Source organism: Micromonospora sp. WMMD964, assembly GCF_029581455.1.
Lineage (GTDB): Bacteria > Actinomycetota > Actinomycetes > Mycobacteriales > Micromonosporaceae > Micromonospora.
In genome coordinates, this window is record NZ_CP120860.1 from 450,341 (window position 1) to 467,791 (window position 17,451).

15 protein-coding genes are annotated in these 17,451 nt (G+C 71.4%); 2 read left to right on the plus strand and 13 right to left on the minus strand.

The genetic code is table 11. The features are described from left to right. Nucleotides 1-136 precede the first annotated feature (136 nt). From O7616_RS02110 to O7616_RS02135, 6 genes are all read right to left on the minus strand, one after another. A complete protein-coding gene (locus tag O7616_RS02110) occupies nt 137-1,240 on the minus strand; it encodes a branched-chain amino acid ABC transporter permease (RefSeq protein ID WP_282305382.1) in 1,104 nt (367 codons plus the stop codon). Then, nucleotides 1,237-2,127, minus strand: coding sequence for a branched-chain amino acid ABC transporter permease (locus O7616_RS02115; protein ID WP_088987511.1), 891 nt, complete (start codon nt 2,125-2,127; stop codon nt 1,237-1,239). The genes O7616_RS02110 and O7616_RS02115 overlap by 4 nt, the downstream gene beginning before the upstream one ends. Continuing rightward, nucleotides 2,127-2,855: an ABC transporter ATP-binding protein gene (locus tag O7616_RS02120; protein ID WP_282305383.1), complete on the minus strand. Its 729-nt coding sequence runs from the start codon at nt 2,853-2,855 to the stop codon at nt 2,127-2,129. Before O7616_RS02120 ends, O7616_RS02115 begins: the two co-directional genes overlap by 1 nt. Before the next feature lie 55 nt (nt 2,856-2,910). Then, nucleotides 2,911-3,654 carry an ABC transporter ATP-binding protein gene (locus O7616_RS02125; RefSeq protein ID WP_282305384.1) on the minus strand — a complete coding sequence of 248 codons (744 nt, stop codon included), beginning with the start codon at nt 3,652-3,654 and terminating at the stop codon, nt 2,911-2,913. 3 nt (nt 3,655-3,657) lie between these two features. Then, entirely contained in the window at nt 3,658-4,857 is a 1,200-nt protein-coding gene (locus tag O7616_RS02130; protein WP_282264399.1) for a substrate-binding domain-containing protein, read from the minus strand. A 449-nt stretch (nt 4,858-5,306) separates the two neighbouring features. Continuing rightward, nucleotides 5,307-6,425, minus strand: coding sequence for a glycerophosphodiester phosphodiesterase (locus O7616_RS02135; RefSeq protein WP_282305385.1), 1,119 nt, complete (start codon nt 6,423-6,425; stop codon nt 5,307-5,309). 140 nt (nt 6,426-6,565) lie between these two features. Here O7616_RS02135 and O7616_RS02140 point away from each other — a divergent pair, with 140 nt between their 5' ends. Further along, complete coding sequence (locus O7616_RS02140) at nt 6,566-7,900, plus strand: potassium transporter TrkG (protein ID WP_282305386.1); 1,335 nt, start codon at nt 6,566-6,568, stop codon at nt 7,898-7,900. Between the two features lie 17 nt (nt 7,901-7,917). Next, nucleotides 7,918-8,586 carry a TrkA family potassium uptake protein gene (locus tag O7616_RS02145; RefSeq protein WP_282305387.1) on the plus strand — a complete coding sequence of 223 codons (669 nt, stop codon included), beginning with the start codon at nt 7,918-7,920 and terminating at the stop codon, nt 8,584-8,586. 38 nt (nt 8,587-8,624) lie between these two features. Here O7616_RS02145 and O7616_RS02150 read toward each other — a convergent pair whose 3' ends face one another. From O7616_RS02150 to O7616_RS02180, 7 genes are all read right to left on the minus strand, one after another. After that, nucleotides 8,625-10,271, minus strand: coding sequence for a serine/threonine-protein kinase (locus O7616_RS02150; protein ID WP_282305389.1), 1,647 nt, complete (start codon nt 10,269-10,271; stop codon nt 8,625-8,627). A gap of 71 nt (nt 10,272-10,342) precedes the next feature. Beyond that, nucleotides 10,343-11,905: a fused MFS/spermidine synthase gene (locus O7616_RS02155; RefSeq protein ID WP_282305390.1), complete on the minus strand. Its 1,563-nt coding sequence runs from the start codon at nt 11,903-11,905 to the stop codon at nt 10,343-10,345. Between the two features lie 36 nt (nt 11,906-11,941). Further along, nucleotides 11,942-12,916, minus strand: coding sequence for a hypothetical protein (locus tag O7616_RS02160; RefSeq protein WP_282307504.1), 975 nt, complete (start codon nt 12,914-12,916; stop codon nt 11,942-11,944). A 227-nt stretch (nt 12,917-13,143) separates the two neighbouring features. Next, on the minus strand, nt 13,144-13,953 hold the full coding sequence (locus O7616_RS02165; protein WP_282305391.1) for an inositol monophosphatase: 810 nt from the start codon (nt 13,951-13,953) through the stop codon (nt 13,144-13,146). Next, nucleotides 13,946-14,398: a response regulator gene (locus O7616_RS02170; RefSeq protein ID WP_282264390.1), complete on the minus strand. Its 453-nt coding sequence runs from the start codon at nt 14,396-14,398 to the stop codon at nt 13,946-13,948. The genes O7616_RS02165 and O7616_RS02170 overlap by 8 nt, the downstream gene beginning before the upstream one ends. Continuing rightward, entirely contained in the window at nt 14,395-16,128 is a 1,734-nt protein-coding gene (locus O7616_RS02175; protein ID WP_282305392.1) for a sensor histidine kinase, read from the minus strand. Before O7616_RS02175 ends, O7616_RS02170 begins: the two co-directional genes overlap by 4 nt. Continuing rightward, entirely contained in the window at nt 16,125-17,324 is a 1,200-nt protein-coding gene (locus O7616_RS02180) for a fused response regulator/phosphatase (RefSeq protein WP_282305393.1), read from the minus strand. The genes O7616_RS02175 and O7616_RS02180 overlap by 4 nt, the downstream gene beginning before the upstream one ends. Between the last annotated feature and the right edge of the window lie 127 nt (nt 17,325-17,451).

The window sequence follows — 17,451 nt, forward strand, 5'->3', positions numbered from 1 at the left end:
CGGGCGGGCGGCGGCCACACGGGGGGCCGCCGCCCAATCCCTGTTGATCAAGAGGTTTGCGTCATCGTTCGGCCGTATCCTGACGCAAACCTCTTGATCAACATGGTCAGGCGCGGGGGCGGGGGCGGGGGCGGGGTCAGCGGCGGGGGCGGAGGGCTCGGGTCAGGTGGGCTACGCGGGGGGCCAGGCCCGCCAGGCCGCCGGGGAAGAAGTAGACGGCCAGGATGAAGACCGTGCCCAGGACGAACAGCGGCTGGCTCAACGGGTGACTGAGGACGGCCGGCAGGTTGTCGACGGCGTCGCTGGTGCCGAAGGCGGTGAGCCGGTGGTCCAGGTACATGTAGAGGACACCGCCGAGCACCGGCCCCCACCGGGTGCCCGGCCCGCCGAGCACGACCATGACCAGCAGCGACAGGGTCAGCTCGGAGGACGTGATGTGCGGCGACGCGCCGCCGACGATCAGGACGTAGACCACCCCACCCGTCGACGCCAACCCACCGGCCAGGGTGAACGCGACAAGCTTGTAGCGGTACGGGTCCAACCCGAGCACGCCGATCCGCCGTTCGTCGTCGCGCAGCCCGGCGAGCACCCGACCGGTCGGCGACCCGCTCACCCGGTGCACCACGAAGACCACGAGCGTCAGGTACGCCAGCGCCAGCCAGTACAGGTTGACGGTGTTGGTCACCCCGACCAGCCCGGCGGGCAGCCCGGACACGTCCAGCGGCAGTCCCTCCTCACCGCCGGTGAGGCCACCGAAGTCGCGGGCCACCAGGATCGCCCCGACCTGCGCGAAGGCCAATGTGACCATGGCGAACGCGATGCCCACGGTCCGCAGCGCCACCGCGCCGAGCAGCGCGGCGAGGATCGTGCCGCCGGTGACGGTCAGCAGGGCCGCCTGCCACAGCGGCAGGCCGGCCCGGGTGACGAGGATGTCGGTGCCGTAGACGCCGGCGGCGAAGTACAGGGCGTGCCCGAAGGACAGCATCCCGGTCCGGCCGAAGAGCAGGTCGTAACCCGCCGCCAGCCCGCCGAAGATCAGGCAGATGGCGAGCAGTTGCAGGGTGCCGGGCGAGTTGACCGGCCCCTCGAAGATCCCCGGCAGCGAGATCGTCGAGTACGGCAGGACCGCCAGCACGACGAGCGCGACGAGCGGCAGGAACGGGCGGAACCGGTGCCACCGCCCGCGCTGCGGGGTCAGTTCGTCAGGCACCTGCGCGGGAGGCGCGTCGATCACCGTCATGCCGTTGCCACCTTTCCGGCGATGCCCTGCGGGCGCAGCAGCAGCACCACGGCCAGCAGCCCGACCACGCAGATGTCACCCAGCCCGGACGTGCCGTAGTAGTTGACGAACTGCTGCACCAGCCCGACCACGACCGCCGCGTACGCGGAGCCGACCACCGAGCCCATCCCACCGATCACCACCACGATGAACGCGAAGATCAGCAGTGAGCTGCCCTGACCGGGCGAGACGGTGCCGAAGTAGACGCCGCCGAGCGCCCCGGCGAGCGCCGCCGCCGCCCCGCCGATCGCGAAGACCAGCGTGAACGCCTTCCGCACGTCGATGCCGAGCGCGGTCACCATCTCCCGGTTCTCCACCCCGGCGCGGATCACCAGGCCGTACCGGGTCCAGCGCAGGAACGCCAGGATCGCGCCGAGCACCAGCACCGCCGCGATGATCAGCAGCAGGCCCCCGTTCGGCACCTGTGCCCCCAGGATCCCGGTCACCTGCCGGGTCCAGTCCGGACGCGGGAACGGTCGAGCGTCCGCACCCCAGGTGGCCTGCAACAGCGCCACCCCGGCCAGCGAGAGGCCGACGGTGACCAACACCTGCTCGATGGTGCGGGAGTAGAGCGGACGGATCAGCACCAGCTCGACCAGGATCGCCACCAGCGTGCCGGCGGCCACCCCGAACGCGACGGCCAGCACGAAGCCGAACCCGTCGGGCCCCGCGCCGGGCAGGTTGCCCGCCGCCCACCAGGTGCCGTACGCGCCGACGCCGAGGAACAGCCCGTGCGCGAAGTTGAGCACGTCGGCCAGACCGAAGACCAAGGACAGGCCGGAGGCGACCAGGAAGTACAGCGCCGCCAGGCCGAGCCCGGTCAACGCCAGGAGAATGACGGTCCCCATCAGTGCTTCACCTCCGCCGAGCCGACACCCAGCAGTGACTTGGTCAACGCCGTCTCCAACAGCAGCTCGTTGGCGTCGCCGGTCCAGGCCACCCGACCGGCGGCCAGCACCACCGCGTCGCGGGCCAGTCGGCGTACGACGGCGAGGTTCTGCTCCACGAGCAGCACCGGCACCGACTCCGCGACCCGTTCCAGCACCTCGGCCACCTCGGTCACCACCTTGGGCGCCAGCCCCTTCGTCGGCTCGTCCACGAGCAGCAGCCGGTTGTCGTTGAGCAGCACCCGACCGATCGCGAGCATCTGCTGCTGCCCGCCGGAGAGCGAGCCGGCCCGTTGCCGTCCGCGCCGGTCCAGCTCCGGGAAGAGCGCGAAGACCTTGTCGTACGCCGGGCTGGTGCCGCGCCGTTCGGCGAGCCGGAGGTTCTCGGCGACGGTGAGACCGGCGAACACGTCCCGGTCCTCCGGCACGTAGCCGAGCCCACCGCGGACCAGCCGGTGGGTGGGTTGGGTCAGCAGACTCTGCGCGCCCATCCGGATGGTGCCGCGGACCTCCCCGGCGGGCGGGGTGAGCCCGAGGATGGCGCGCAACGTGGTGGTCTTGCCGACGCCGTTGCGGCCGAGCAGAACCGTCACGCCGGTCGGGGCGACAGTGAAGGACACCCCCTGGAGGATGTGCAGCCCGGAGATCCGGACCGACAGCTCCTCCACACTGAGGATCGGTTCGCTCACAGCGCTGCCTCCGTTCGCGACTGCGGGGCTCGCAAACCCGGCTCACTCCTCGCGCTCACAGCGACTCCCCCAGGTAGGCCTCTTGCACGGTGGGGTTGGCCATCACCGTCTCCGGGGTGTCACAGGCCAGCAGCGCGCCGTGGTGCATCACGGCGATCCGGTCGGCCAACTCCAGGATGACGTCCATGTGGTGCTCGACCATCAGCACCGCCCGGCCGCTGTCGCCGGTCAGTGACTTGATGACGGCGACCAGCTCCGGGATGTCCTCGGCGCTGACCCCGGCCATCGGCTCGTCCAGCAGCATCACCCGGGGCTCACCGGCGAGCAGCAGGGCGATCTCCAACTTGCGCTTCTCGCCGTGGGCCAGGGTGCCGGCGAGCGCCGTACCCCGGTGGGAGAGGCCGACCCGGTCGAGCGCCGTGTCGGCGGCGGCGGCGACCTCCCGGTCGGCCGCCGCCCGCCGCCACAGTGCCATCGAGCCCCCGCAGTGCGCCTGCACGGCGAGCCGGACGTTCTCCCGCACGCTGAGCGAGCCGAAGACCGAGGACGCCTGGAAGGTACGGCCCAACCCGAGGCGGGCCCGCCGGTGCGGCGGAAGCGCCCCGATGTCCTGCCCGTCCAGGGTGATCCGGCCCTCCGTGGCCCGGCGCAGGCCGGTGATCAGGTTGAACAGTGAGGTCTTGCCGGCGCCGTTCGGCCCGATGACGCCCAGGAACTCCCCGGGCTCGAGGTCGAGGTAGACGCTGTCGACGATGGCGACCTCACCGATCCGCCAGGTCAGACCGCGGGTGGCGAGCATGGCTCAGCCCTTCATGGCCACGGCCGGTGGCGCGGTCTCGTCACCGGTGAGGCTCTTCTGCGCGGTGGCCGTGAACTCGGTGCCGCTGCCGGTCAGCTTGGCCTGGAACATCGGCTGGAGCAGCGCGTGGTCGGCGGCCCGGATGGTCATCTTGCCCTTGACCCCGTCGAAGCTCCAGCCCTCCAGAGCGGTGACCATCTTGTCGACGTCGTCCCCGCCCTCCTGTGCCGCCCGGACCACCATCTGCGCGGCCGCGAAGCCGTCCGGGTGGAACAGGTCGATGGTGTTGACCTTCGCCTTGAGCGCCTTGCTGGCCTCGGTGTCGCTGGCACCGTCGAAGTAGTGCGACAGGAAGGAGATCTTGGTGCCGGCGGCCCCGAAGGTCGGCCAGGAGGCACGGATGTCCAGGCCGGTGACGACCGTGGTGGACGCGAGCACGCCCTGCTGGTCGAGGGTCTGCCACATCGCCGGGGCGGTGGTGCCCGCCCAGGCCACGAAGAGCAGGTCCGGCTTGGCGGCCTTGATCTGGCTGGCGAACGGGGTGAACTCGGTGGCGCTCGCCGGCGCCCGGACACTGCTCACGGTGGCCCCCGCCCCGCCGATGACGGCCTTGACGGCCGCCTCGTTGGCGTCACCGAACGCGCCGTCCTGCGCGAAGACCACCACCTTCTTGCCGGTCGGGTCGCCGATGAACGACTTGGCGGTCACCACGTCCTGGTAGGACTGCCGGCCGGAACGGAACGTGTACTTGTTCGCGCCGGTCACCGCGTCGGTGGCGGCCGGCCCACTGATGAACAGGACCTTGTTCTGCGCCGCGATCGGCGCGACCTGCAACGCGACGCCGGAGGCGGTGGAACCGGCGATGATCTTCGTGCCCTTGCCGATCAGGTCCTTCGCGGCGGAGACCGCCTTGGCCGGGTCACCCGCGTCGTCGACCTCGGTCAACTCGATCTTCCGGTCGCCGACCTTGCCGGTGCCCTTCGTGGCGAAGTCGAGCCCGGCCTTGAACCCCTCGATGTACTGCTTTCCGTAGCTGGCCAGGGCACCCGACTGGGAGTACACCAAGCCGACCTTGACCGGCGCGGCGCTGTCGCCGCCGCCGGTGGCGGTGTCCTGCGGGCTACCACAGGCCGTGGCGGCCAGCGCCGCGGCCATCATCGTGGCGGCGGACAGGAACGCCCGCCGCGTGTGCCGGACCGTCATCGCGACTCCAGGTGAGGACAGGATGCTGTGTTGTCGGCTCACGCTAGAAGTGACGTCACCCACGGGCTATGTGGCGGAAACACACAAGTAACGGGAATGAGGTGGCCGGAGGTTACAACGGGCCGCCCGCCCACCGGAGAGCAATCGGCGCTGATGGCCCGAATCACCACGGACCGCACTCGACGTGTGTCTCCTCGCGCCATCCGCCGCTCAGCCGTTCGATGATCGACTCCACCTCGACGAGGTGGTGCCATCCCGAGCGGCGGACACCCCCACATCGCCGACCAGGAGTCGATCACGCCGCCAGGCATCCGGGGCAGGGCACTGCGGCGAGGGCAGGGCGGGCACAACGCCGGCCCGCCGTCCGGGTGGCGGACGACGGGCCAGCGGGTGGGCCGGGCGTGATCGGCCCAGCGGTCGGCTCGGAGCGGGTCAGCTCCGGGCCGGGGTCAGGAGGCGAGGCCGGCGCGGGCGGCGACGGCGGTGTCCGGGTGGTCGCTGAAGACGCCGTCCAGGCCCAGGCCGAGGAAGAGTTCGTACTCGGCGGTGATGTCGCCGCGAGCGTTGGGGTCGGTGCCGATCCGGAAGTCCACGGGGAGGAACTGGTTCTCCGCGCGGAACGTCCAGGAGTGCACGAGCAGCCGCTCGCGGTGCGCGTCACGTACGACGGTGGTGGGGGCGAGCAGGGCCCCGGCCGCGTTCCGGGGCACCAGCAGGTTCTTGTTCGCGCCGATGCCGTCGGCGTACCCGGCGATCCACTTCAACCCGGCCGGCGTGACGAGGTCCTGGTAGCCGCGGGTGTCACCGGCGACGGTGAAGTCGTACGGGCGGCCGGTGGCGTCGAGTAGCTGCACCAGCTTCACGTCGGTGAGCCGGCTCAGCCGACGCAGGTTCGCCGTCTCGAACGACTGGATGAACACCGGCGAGTTCTTCCGGTCCAGCTTGTTCTGCCGCAGCACCTTCAGCAGCGGCTCCTCCAACGGCTTGCCGATCGACGTGAAGTAAGTCGGGTGCTTGGTCTCCGGGTAGATGCCGATGGTGCGGCCCCGTGCCCGCCCCTCGGTCCGGGCCAGGTCGATGACCTCCTGGAGGGTCGGCACCTCGAAGCGGCCGTCGAAGGCGGTGTTCGCCACCCGTACCTGCGGCAGTCGTTCCTTGGCTCGCAGCGTCTTCAGCTCGGCCAGGGTGAAGTCCTCGGTGAACCAGCCGGTCACGGCGACACCGTCGATGGTCTTGGTCGCCTTGCGGGCCGCGAATTCCGGGTGGGTCGACACGTCGGTGGTGCCGGAGATCTCGTTCTCGTGCCGGGCGACCAGGATGCCGTCGGCTGTCGACACCAGGTCCGGCTCGATGTAGTCGGCGCCCATCCGGATCGCCAGCCGGTACGCCTCCAGGGTGTGCTCCGGCCGGTAGCCGCTGGCGCCTCGGTGACCGATCACGATCGGACGGTCGGTCGCCCGGGTGCGGTCCGCTCCGGTCGAGGGCTCGGCGGCGGCCATCGTGGGCACGGCCACAGCGGCGGCGAGCAGCGCGCCGGCCACGCCGAGGGTCGAGAGGGTACGTCGCAACGCCGTCTCCTGTCGTCGGGGGTTGCCCGTCAGCAGACCGCCCGTGATTGGCCGGGAGTTTGTCGGCGACTGGCCGGGAGGTGAATCTCCGGAATGGGCGTTCCCGCTCCGGCGCTCGCCCGGAAAAGGAAGATTGTCTGGTGCGCTGGTTCTTCCGCAACCCCGTGCGGCTGGTGCCGCTGGGGTTCCTGGTGCCGATCCTGCTGGGCACCGGGCTGCTGATGGCGCGCTGGGCAACGGTCGATCACCAACGCCCACCCCTGGTCACCGCGTTGTTCACCGCCACCTCAGCGGTGTCGGTGACGGGAATGGCGATCAACGACACCCCCAACTACTGGTCCGGTGCGGGGCTGGTGGTGATCACCCTGCTCACCCAGCTCGGCGGTCTCGGCATCCTCACCGCGGCGGCGCTGGTCATCCTGGCGGTCTCGCGCCAACTGGGCCTGCGCAACCGCCTTCTGGTGCAGGCCGAGACGGCGGAGTTCGGGATCGCCGACGTGGCCCGCCTGCTGCGTCGGATCGCGGTGACCGTCTTCGCCTGCGAGGCGGTGATGACCGCGCTGGTCGCCGGCCGGCTCTGGTGGGCGTACGACTACCGGCCGGGCCGGGCCCTCTGGTCGGGGGTGTTCCACACCGTCCAGGCGTTCAACAACTGTGGATTCGCGCTCTACAGCGACGGTCTACTGGCCTTCTCCCGCGATCCGTGGGTGTCGCTGCCGCTGGCGTTCGGTGGAATCGTCGGCGGGCTCGGGTTTCCCGCCCTGTTCGAGGCCGTCCGCGAGTGGCGGAGGCCGGCGGGGTGGGTGGTGGCCACGAAGTTGACCATCTGGGGCAGCCTCGTCCTGCTGCTGCTGGGCTTCGCCGGCCTGCTCGCCGCCGAGTGGACCAACGCCAACACCATCGGCTCGTACGACGCCGCAGGCAAGACGCTCGCATCGTTCACGCAGATCGCGTTGAGCCGCACCGGCGGGTTCAGCGTGCTGAACATCGCCGAACTCCAGGAGGAGACCTATCCGCTGCTGATCGTGCTGATGTTCATCGGCGGCGGCAGCGCCAGCACGGCCGGGGGCATCAAAGTGTCCACGTTCTTCCTGCTCGGGTTCACGATCTGGGCGGAGCTGCGCGGCGAGCCGGACGTCACGGTCGGGCACCGCCGGGTGGCGACCGCCAGCCAGCGGCAGGCCGTCACGGTGGCCCTGCTCAGCGTCGCGCTGGTCACGGCCGGGACCATGCTCCTGCTGCTGCTCACCGAGGGCGTGCGGTTCGTCGCGGCCCTGTTCGAGGTCACCTCCGCGTTCAGCACCACCGGGCTCACCATCGGTCTGGCCGGCGAACTGCCGACCAGCGGGCAACTGGTGCTCACCGTGCTGATGTTCATCGGCCGGGTCGGGCCGCTCACCCTGGGGTCGGCGATCGCCCTGAACACCCGACGCAGGCTCTACCGCTACCCCCAGGAACAACCAATTGTCGGTTAGAGGTGAGGAGGGTCGAGGTGTCCGCGAGACGATCGGACGGCGGCGGCATCGTGGTGATCGGGTTGGGCCGTTTCGGCTGCCACCTGGCCGCGTCGCTCAGCCGGATGGACCGCGAGGTGCTGGCCGTCGACCGCAACCCGGCCCAGGTGCAACGTTTTGCCGACCAGCTCGACCGGGTGGTTCAGGCCGACTCGACCGAGGAGGGGGCGCTCCGTCAGCTCGGCGTCGCCAGTTTCGCCCGGGCGGTGGTGGCCATCGGGGCGTCGGTGGAGGCGAGCGTCCTCACCGTGCTGGCGTTGGTCGAGTTGGGTGTGCCGCAGATCTGGGCGCGGGCCACCTCGCAGAAACACGCCAAGATCCTGTCGTCGGTGGGCGCACACCACGTGATCTTTCCGGAGGCGGAGACCGGCGACCGGGTGGCGCACCTGATCGTCAGCCGGTTGCTGGACTTCGTCGAGTTCGACGACGACTTCGCGATCGCCACCGTCCGGGTTCCGGAGTCGTTCGTCGGGCGCACCCTGCTCGACCTGCGCCCGGAGGAACGTTCCGGGGTACGAGTGATCGGCGCGAAGGTGCCCGGTGAGCGTTTCCGGTACGCCTCGGACGACACGGCCCTCACCGAGGGTGGGGTGCTGATCGTGGAGGGCGGGATCGACCAGGTGCAGCGGTTCGCGGGGCGACGCTGACAGTCACCTCTTCGGCCCGCCGTGCTTCTCGGGGCCCTTCACCCTTTTCCCGGACCACCCGGCCCCTTGCCCTCGGCGGGCTTCGCCGGCGCCTTCGCCGCCTTCGGCGGCTTCGCCTTCTGGGCGGCTCCACCGCCGGAGCCGCTGGGTGTCGTCGCCTTCTTCGGCGGGGCCTTCTTCGTCGTGGTGGCGGCCGTGCTCGCCGGTGCGGTGGACGGCACGCTGCCGGCCACCCCGGAGACGCGTACGCCGCAGGTCACGTCGCCGAGCCGGAACTCCACCGGCAGCGGGTTCGCCCCGCTGTACGTCCCGGACAGGGTGAGCTTCTCGGCCGCGCCGGGCGCGAGGGTGGTGCGCTGTGCAGCGGGTCGGATCAGCACCTTGCTGCCCTGCTGCTGCACCGACGTCGGCTCCGCCTTCGTCACGGTCTGCTGACCGGGGAAGGTGAAGTTCATCGTCCAGTCCCGCAGCTCCTGCTTGCCGCTGTTGGTCAGGGTCAGCTCGGCGGCGAAGTCCTTGCCGGTATCGGCACGCAGCGCGTACGTCACGTCGCAGGTCGGTGCCTGCGGCAGACCCATCCGGGCCTCGGTGGTCGGCCGGTCGTCGCCGCTGGCCGGGCTGCGCGAGGTGAATCCCCACATCGCGCCGGTGACCGCGATCAGGCCGACGGCGGCCACCCCGGCCTCCACCCGCCGGCGACGCCGGTCCGTACGCCGGCTCCGGTTACGGGTACGCGACAGCGGCAACGCGTCGGTCGCCGCGGACCAGGGCAGGATCGTGGTGCCCGCATTGGCCAGCGCGGCCGGGTCCAGTGGCCCGCCGGCCGGGGAGACCGGGACCGCGGCGAGCATCCCGGCCGCCTCGGCGAGGGTCCGGGCCAGCTCGGCGGTCACCGGGCGGTCACCGGGCCGCTTGGCCAGGCAGCGCCGCACCAGGTCGGCGACCTCGTCGGGCAGGCCGGGCACCGGCGGCATCGGGTCCGGGTCGTTGTACATGTGCGCCCGCAGCATCTGCGTGGTCGTGGTGGCCTGCCAGGGCAACCGGCCGACGAGCATCCGGTAGAGCAGCAGCCCGACGGCGTACACGTCGGTGGCCGGGGAGACCTGGCCGTTGTCCAGCCGCTCCGGAGCGAGGTACGCGGGGGTGCCGAGCAGTGCGCCGTCCGGCCCCTTCTCACTCTCCCCCACCAGTGCCGAGATGCCGAAGTCGACGACCTTCACACCGGTCGAGGTGAGCATCACGTTGCCCGGGGTGACATCGCGGTGCACCACACCACGCGCGTGTGCGGTGGCCAGCGCCGAGCTGACCTCGGCGCCGATCGTCACCGCCTCCCGCCACGGCAGGCGTCCCTCCCGGCCCAGCCGGCTGGCCAGCGAGGTGCCGTCGACCAACTCCATCACCACGTACGGCACGGTCAGGCCGACCTGCTCGGACTCGCCGTAGTCGTACACGTTGGTGATGTTGGGGTGGCAGAGCCGGGCGGCGGCCTGCGCCTCCACCCGGATGCGATGCCGGAACGCCCGGTCGCTGGCCAGCCGGGAGGCCAGCACCTTCACCGCGACCTGGCGGCCCAACACCTCGTCGTAGCCCCGCCAGACCACCGACATGCCACCCGCGCCCAGTTGCTCGACGAGCCGGTACCGCTCATCGAGGAGTTGCGCGTTGTTCCGGTCCCCACCGCCCATGGTGGCCGTTGTTGCCCAGGTCGGGCGCTCCTACACCTCAAGGATCGGAATCGGTCAGGAAAGTCACCCGATCAGGCGGTCGCCAGCAGTTGGTCCACCGGGGCGTAGTCGTCGGTCAACACCAGCGCCGAGCCGACGAACTCCGTCAGCTCCGCACCGGAGAGCAGGCTGACCTTGGGGTCCACCTCGCTCAGCCGGGCGCGGACGGCGTCCAGCGGCAGCGGCGCGTCCGAGCCGACGATGAGGAAGTTGGAACCCCGCTGCTCCGCGAGCGCCTCCGGCGGCGCGATCAACGCGACGTGCCGGAACTCGGCGGCCACCGTGGCCAACTCGGCACGGATGAACCGCAGCGGCGGGTAGTCGATGACGTTCTGCACGTACACGCCGCCGGGGCGGGTCACCCGCCGGACCTCGGCCGCCATCTCCCGGGTGGCCAGGTGCCAGGGCACCACCAGGTGACCGAACGCGTCCCCGACGACCAGATCACGGCTGTCCTTCGGCTCGCCGGCGACGAGCATCCGGGCGTCACCGACGACCGCCCGCAGCTCCGGCCCCGTGCGTACGCCCAACTCCTGCTCACCCAGCTCGACCAGGCCGCCGTCGATCTCGAACACCAGGTTGTCGGTGCCCGGCCGGGTGGCGGTCAGGTAGCCCGGGACGGTGAACCCGCCGCCGCCCAGGTGCAGCGCGTCCAGGCGCTTCCCGGCCGGTGCGGCGACGTCGGCGACCGCGCCGATCCACTTCGTGTACGCGTACTCCAGGTGCTTCGGGTCGGCGAGGTCCACGTACGAGTGCTGGGCCGAGTTGAGCAGCAGCGTCCGCCCGGTGGGCCGGTCCGGGTCGGACACGACGCGGGCGCAGTGGTACGCGGTCTCGATGTCGCACGGGTTCGGTGCCACGGTGGTCAGCCCCGCCCCGACCAGGCCGAGAACCGCCAGCGCGGCCCGGGTGCGGGCCGGGCCGGGCAGTTCGGTGGGCTCCTGCCGGCGCAAATACCAGCCGAGACCGATACCGACCAGCCCGAGCGCGAGCGCGAGGGTCAGCAGGATGACGGTGCTGCGCAGCGCGGCGACCAGCACGAAGCCGGTGAGCAGGGTGGCGGTGATGCCGCCCAGAGTGCCGATCCCGGAGAGTCGACCGACCACCTGCCCGGTGCGACGCAGGTCGGCGAGTTGAAGCTTCACGACCAGCGGGGTGACGGCGGCCAGCAGCGCGGCCGGGACGAACACGGCCAACGCCACCAACAGCAGGATGCCGCTGGCCGCGCCGCCGCGCAGCACCTCACCGGCGTAACGGACCACCGGCAGGGTGATCGCGGTGGCGATGCCGGCCAGCACCAGCGCCGGTGCCAGCAGGCCACGCGGGTTGCGCCGGTCGGCGAGCCAACCGCCGGACCACGCCCCGTACGCGATGGCGGCCAGCGCGATGCCGATCACCGAGCTGGTCACCTGGAGGGTCACCCCGACGTACGGGCCGACCAGGCGCAGCGCGACGGTCTCCAGCACCAGCACGGCACCGCTGGAGAAGAAGACCAGGAAGGCGGCCAGGCCGTTGGGCAACGCCCGGCCGGTGACCGCAACGGGCGAGGTCGGGGACGCCGGCGGGGCCGTTACGTCGGACGGTGGGGAGCTCATCGTCGCGATGGTACGCAGCGAAGCTGGTGCTTCGGGTCAGTACATCGAGAGATGAACATGGTTCGTGTGGGACGCGGCGGGACTGCCGCTGCCGCTGTAGGCGCGCCAACCGGTGCCGGGATGCCAGATCTGCCGGTACCAGATCACGTAGAGCACCCCGAGTCGTTCGGCGTTGCGCACGTGCCAGGCGGCCAGGCTGTCCCCGTACGCCTTGTCGCCGCCGGTCGCGTTCTTGTCCTCGAAACCGTTGGTGGCGGCCGAGAAGTCGCAGGCCCGACCCTTGGGGTGCTCGCCGCCGCCACCGCTGCGCTTGCAGGAGACGTGCCGCTTGTAGCCGGCGGCCTGGGTCTCCTTCAGCGCGTGCAGGGTGCGCGGGGTGATGCATCCGGAGGTGGTCGGGTCCTTCACCGAGCACGACTCCGACGGCCAGGACCCGTCGGAGTTGCGCGGCGCCGGCTTCGCCGAGGTGGAGCTGCCGCCGCTGAAGCCGTTGCTGCCACCCGAGCTGACCTCGGCGAGGGCCGCCTCGGCCTCCTTCTTCTTCTTCGCCATCACGGCGAGTTGCTTCTGCTGCTCGCGGACCTCGGTGTCGATGGCGAGCTTGGCCTGCTGCGCCTGCTGCTTGGCCTCGACGAGGTCACGCAGCCGCTTGCTGTCGCGCTGGGCCATCAGGTCGAGGTCGCTGACGCGTTCCAGGAACGCCTGCGGCGTGGTGGTGTTGAGCAACATCGTCGCCGGGGTGAGCCGACCGAGCCGGTACGACTGCGCGGCCACCTCGCCCACCTGGGCGGTCAGCCCGACCAGTCGACCCTCGACCGCGGTCAGCTCCCCGGCCAGCGCCGTCTGGCGACGCTTGGAGTTGTCCAGTTTGGCCTTCGCCTCGATGTGCCCCTTGGCGGTCAGCTCCAACGCGTCCTGGAGCTTCTTGCTGCCACCCTCGCCGGGCTCCGCGTACGCGGGCACGGCGGAACCGCCGAGCACCAGCGCGACGGTGGCGAGCAGAGCGAACAGGGTGCGGCGACCGAGCCGCGGGCGAAGCCTGGTCCTGGGCACGAAAGCGTCCTTCCGTCGACCGCCGGTGAACCAACTGCGGCGGCGTCCCCGCCGGCCCCGGTCGGCGGCCTGCTGGCGGAGACCGCCGGTCACGATACCGGACGACGGCCTGCTGACCAGCCCCCCGACCTCCGGGCCGCCCAGATGTCGACAGAGCGTCTCGGCGCCGTCGCGCAGGGCGCGGATCAGCTGTCGAGGAGGGCTCCGCGGACTTCGGCCCAGACCTGCTCGTTGGCGGCGACGAGGAGACCGCGGCCGTCGTCGGCCGGGTGGTAGTCGACACCGTCGAACCGGCGGGCGACGCCACCGGCCGCGCGGACCAGCAGGGCGCCCGGCGCGTGGTCCCACGGCAGGGTCCGCCAGAAGAGGACGAACTGCTGTTCTCCGGTGAGGATGTCCAGGTACTCCCGGCCGGCGCAGTGTTGGCCGGGCAGCAGCTCGCCGAGGCGCCGACCACCGGCGCGGACCCGGTCCCGGGTCTCCGGGGGCAGGAACCGGGTCATCGCCGCCCCGCGCAGCTCGCCGAGCGGCGGGGTCGAGGCGCTGCCGTCGACCGGTCGGCCGTTGAGCAGGGTGCCGTCGTCGGCCGTGCCGACGGCGAGGGTGTCGGCGAGCGGGTCGAGGATCCAGCCGGCGGCCGGTCGCCCGTCGGTCAGCAGCGACACCATCAGGGCGAACGGCCGACGGCCCGCGGCGAAGTTGGCGGTGCCGTCGACGGGGTCGACCAACCAGACGTCCCCGCCGTCGCGCAGGTGCCGCAACAGCCCCGGGTCGTCGGCGACACCCTCCTCGCCGACGACCAGCGAGCCCGGCCGCAGCCGACGCAGACCGGCCGAGAGCAGCTCCTCGGCCCGGCGGTCGGCGACGGTCACCACCTCACCGGGCGCCTTCTCCGACACGTCCTCGTCGTCGAGCTTGCGGAACAGGGGCAGCACGACCTGGTCGGCGGCCTCCCGGAGGAGGTCGCCGACGTCGTCGAGCAGGGTGTCAGCCACGCGGCGGCAGCTTGACCACGCTGACGAAGAACTCGTCGATCTGACGGACCACCGAGATGAAACGCTCGAAGTCCACCGGCTTGGTCACGTAGGCGTTGGCGTGCAGTTGGTAGCTGCGCAGGATGTCCTCGTCGGCCTGCGAGGTGGTGAGCACCACCACCGGGATCCGACGCAGCTGCTCGTCCTTTTTGATCTCTTCCAGCACCTCCCGGCCGTCGCGGCGGGGCAGGTTGAGGTCGAGCAGGATCAGGTCGGGCGCGACCGCGTCGGCGTACTGGCCCTCCCGGCGCAGGTAGGCGAGCGCCTCGGCGCCGTCGGAGACGACGGTCAGCCGGTTGCGCAGCTTGTGCTCCTCGAACGCCTCCTGGGTCATCAACACGTCACCCGGGTCGTCCTCGACGAGCAGGACCTCGATCGGGCTCTTGCCATCCGCCGGCGCGGTCATCCCACCGTCTCCCTCATGTCACCCGTTCTACCGCTTCCCGGCGGCTCGTCGGCCCGGTCCGGCCGGTCCGACCCGTCGGACTGCTCGGCCGGCGCTGCCGGAGCGTCGTCCGAGGGCGTCGTGTCGTCCGCCGTCGACGCCGTCGGCTGCTCCGGCGACTCGACGGCGGCAGCCGCCTCCACGTCCGCCGGAAGGGCCGGCAGCGTGAAGCGGATCGCGGTGCCCTCGGGTACGTCGGTGTCCACCCAGACCCGGCCGCCGTGGTACTCGACGATCTTCTTGACGATGGCCAGCCCGATGCCGGTGCCCGGGTACGCGTCCTTCGAGTGCAGGCGCTGGAAGATCACGAAGATCTTGTCGGCGAACTCCGGCTCGATCCCGATGCCGTTGTCCTCGCAGCTGATCTCCCACTCCGCGCCCACCAGGCGGGCCGAGACGTGCACCTTGCACGGCACGTCGGCGCGGCGGAACTTGATCGAGTTGCTGACCAGGTTGGCCAGCAGGTTGGTGAGCAGCGGTTCCTCACCCGAGATCACCGGCAGGTCGGTCCAGGTCAGCTCGGCGTCGGCGTACTGCCGGGCGGCCTCGGTCTGACCGGCCACGTCGCCCATCACCTTGTTCAGGTCGACCTCGACGAAGCCGGTGGTGAGTCGCCCGATCCGGGAGAACGCGAGCAGGTCGTTGATCAGGCGCTGCATGCGCTGGGCGCCGTCCACCGCGAACGCGATGTACTGGTCGGCCCGCTCGTCCAACTGCCCGGCGTAGCGGCGTTGCAGCAGTTGGCAGAAGCTGGCGACCTTGCGCAGCGGCTCCTGCAGGTCGTGCGAGGCCACGTACGCGAACTGCTCCAGGTCACGGTTGGACCGGGTCAGCTCCTCGGCCTGCTTCTGCAGCTGGCTGTTGACCCACTCGATGCGCTCGCGGGCACCCCGCACCTCGGCCAGGTCCGCGGCGATCTTCTGACGCATCGCGTCCACGTCCTCGCCGAGCCGGATGAACTCCGGCGGGCCGACGGTGGCGATGCGGTGCTGGTAGTCACCCTCGGCGACCTCGCGGACCTGGTCGGCCAGGCCGGTCAGCGGCCGGACCACCATCCGGTCCAGCGAGATCAGCAGCACCGCGCCGGCCACGACCACCACCAGGGCGGCGACGATGAGCAGGACGACGAGCACGTTGCTGCTGGTCCGTACGGCGGTGGCGGCCTGCTCCCGGGCCGCCAGGATCTCCTCCTGGAGGTCGTTCACCGCGGCGCGCACCTCGTCGAACTGCTGCCGGGCGCCCTCGGTGATCAACGCCTGCCCGGCGCTCGTGCCGCTCTGCTCGGTGGTGCTGATCACCGGCTCCGCCACCGACTGCCGCCACCGCGAGCTGCGCTCCTCGACGGTCCGCAACTCCTGCCCGATCTGCGGATAGTCGTTGAGCAGCACCCGCATCGAGGTGACGACGTCCGCCTCCTGGGCCAGCCCCTCCCGATAGGGGCTCAGGTCGGCCGGATCACCGCTGACCGCGTACCCGCGGATCCCGGTCTCCTGGTCGAGCAACGCGTTGAGCAGTTCCTGCGACTGCACCCGCAGCGGGCCGGTCTGGTTCAGGACGGCGTCGATCTGGGTGCGGTTGCGCGCCGCCACCGCCGCCTCCGCGGCGGCCAGGCCGATCAGCAGCACACCCACGACGGCGAGCAGGGTGACGACCCGGCGGCGCAGACTCCAGCCGCCGACCACCGGCTTCACCGGCCACCGCCCCGGCTGACCAGCAGCATCGCCACGTCGTCGGCGAGCGGGCCACCGTTGAGCCGCTCGGCTCGACCGACCAGCCAGGCCGGCAGCTCGGTCAGCGACACCTCGCGGTTGGCCGGTTCGTCGAGCAACCCGCTCAGACCCGGCACGTCGAGGCGTTCGTTGCCCTCGCCCACCCGCCCCTCGATGAGGCCGTCGGTGTACATCAGCAGGGACCAGTCATCGGTGTCGAACTCCAGGTCGTAGGCGATCGGCCGGCGGGGTCGTACGCCCAACAGCAGGCCACCGGGCGCGGGCACCGGAGCGACCCGGCCGCCCGACAGCAGCAGCGGCGGCGGGTGCCCGGCGAGCCGGACGGTGGCCCGGTTGGCGTCCAGGTCCAGTCGGGTGGTGGCCACCGTGGCGAAGATCTCCTGTAGCCGGCGCTCGCTCATCAGCACCTGCTCCAGCGCGGGCAACACCTCGTCGTCCGGCACCCCGGCGAGCACCAGCGCCCGCCAGGCCACCCGAAGCTCGACGCCGAGCGCGGCCTCGTCCACCCCGTGCCCGCAGACGTCGCCGACGATCAGGTCGAGGCGGTCCGGGCGGGTCTGCACCACGTCGAAGAAGTCCCCGCCGATCAGCGCGGCGTGCCGGCCGGGCCGGTAGAAGGTGTGCACCGCCACCTGGTCGGTCGTCATCAGCGGCTGCGGCAGCAGGCCGCGTTCGAGGCGGGCCGACTCGGCCTGGCGCAACTCGACCTCGCGCAGCCGACGGGCGTTCTCGTCGGCGCGCTTACGCTCCACGGCGTAGCGCAGTGCCCGGGTCAGCAACACCCCGTCGACCTGGCCCTTGACCAGGTAGTCCTGTGCGCCCTCGGCGACCGCCACGACGCCGAGGTGCTCGTCCGAGCGCCCGGTCAGCACGCACACCGCGGCCCCGCTGGACATCTCCAGCACCTGACGCAGCCCGTCCAGCCCCTGCGCGTCGGGCAGGCCCAGGTCGAGCAGGACGCAGTCGACGTCGGTGATCCGCTGCCGCGCCTCGCTGAGACTGGTGGCGACCAGCAGGTCGATCATCGAGTTGGTCTCGGCGAGCAGCTCACCGACCAGGAAGGCGTCGCCCTCGTCGTCCTCCACCAGCAGCACCCGCAACCGCTCGCCGGGTGGCAGGTTGGCGTGCCGCGCCAGACCGCCGTGCGGGTACGGCACGACGGGGGAACCGGTCAGACCGGGTCCCCGGGTCGGCCGGGTCACCGCCGCGAGGCGCGGGAGTTCGCTGGTGATGTCGGGCTCCTTCCGAGTGCCCTGCTGATCCTGTATTAGACAACGGTCGCAC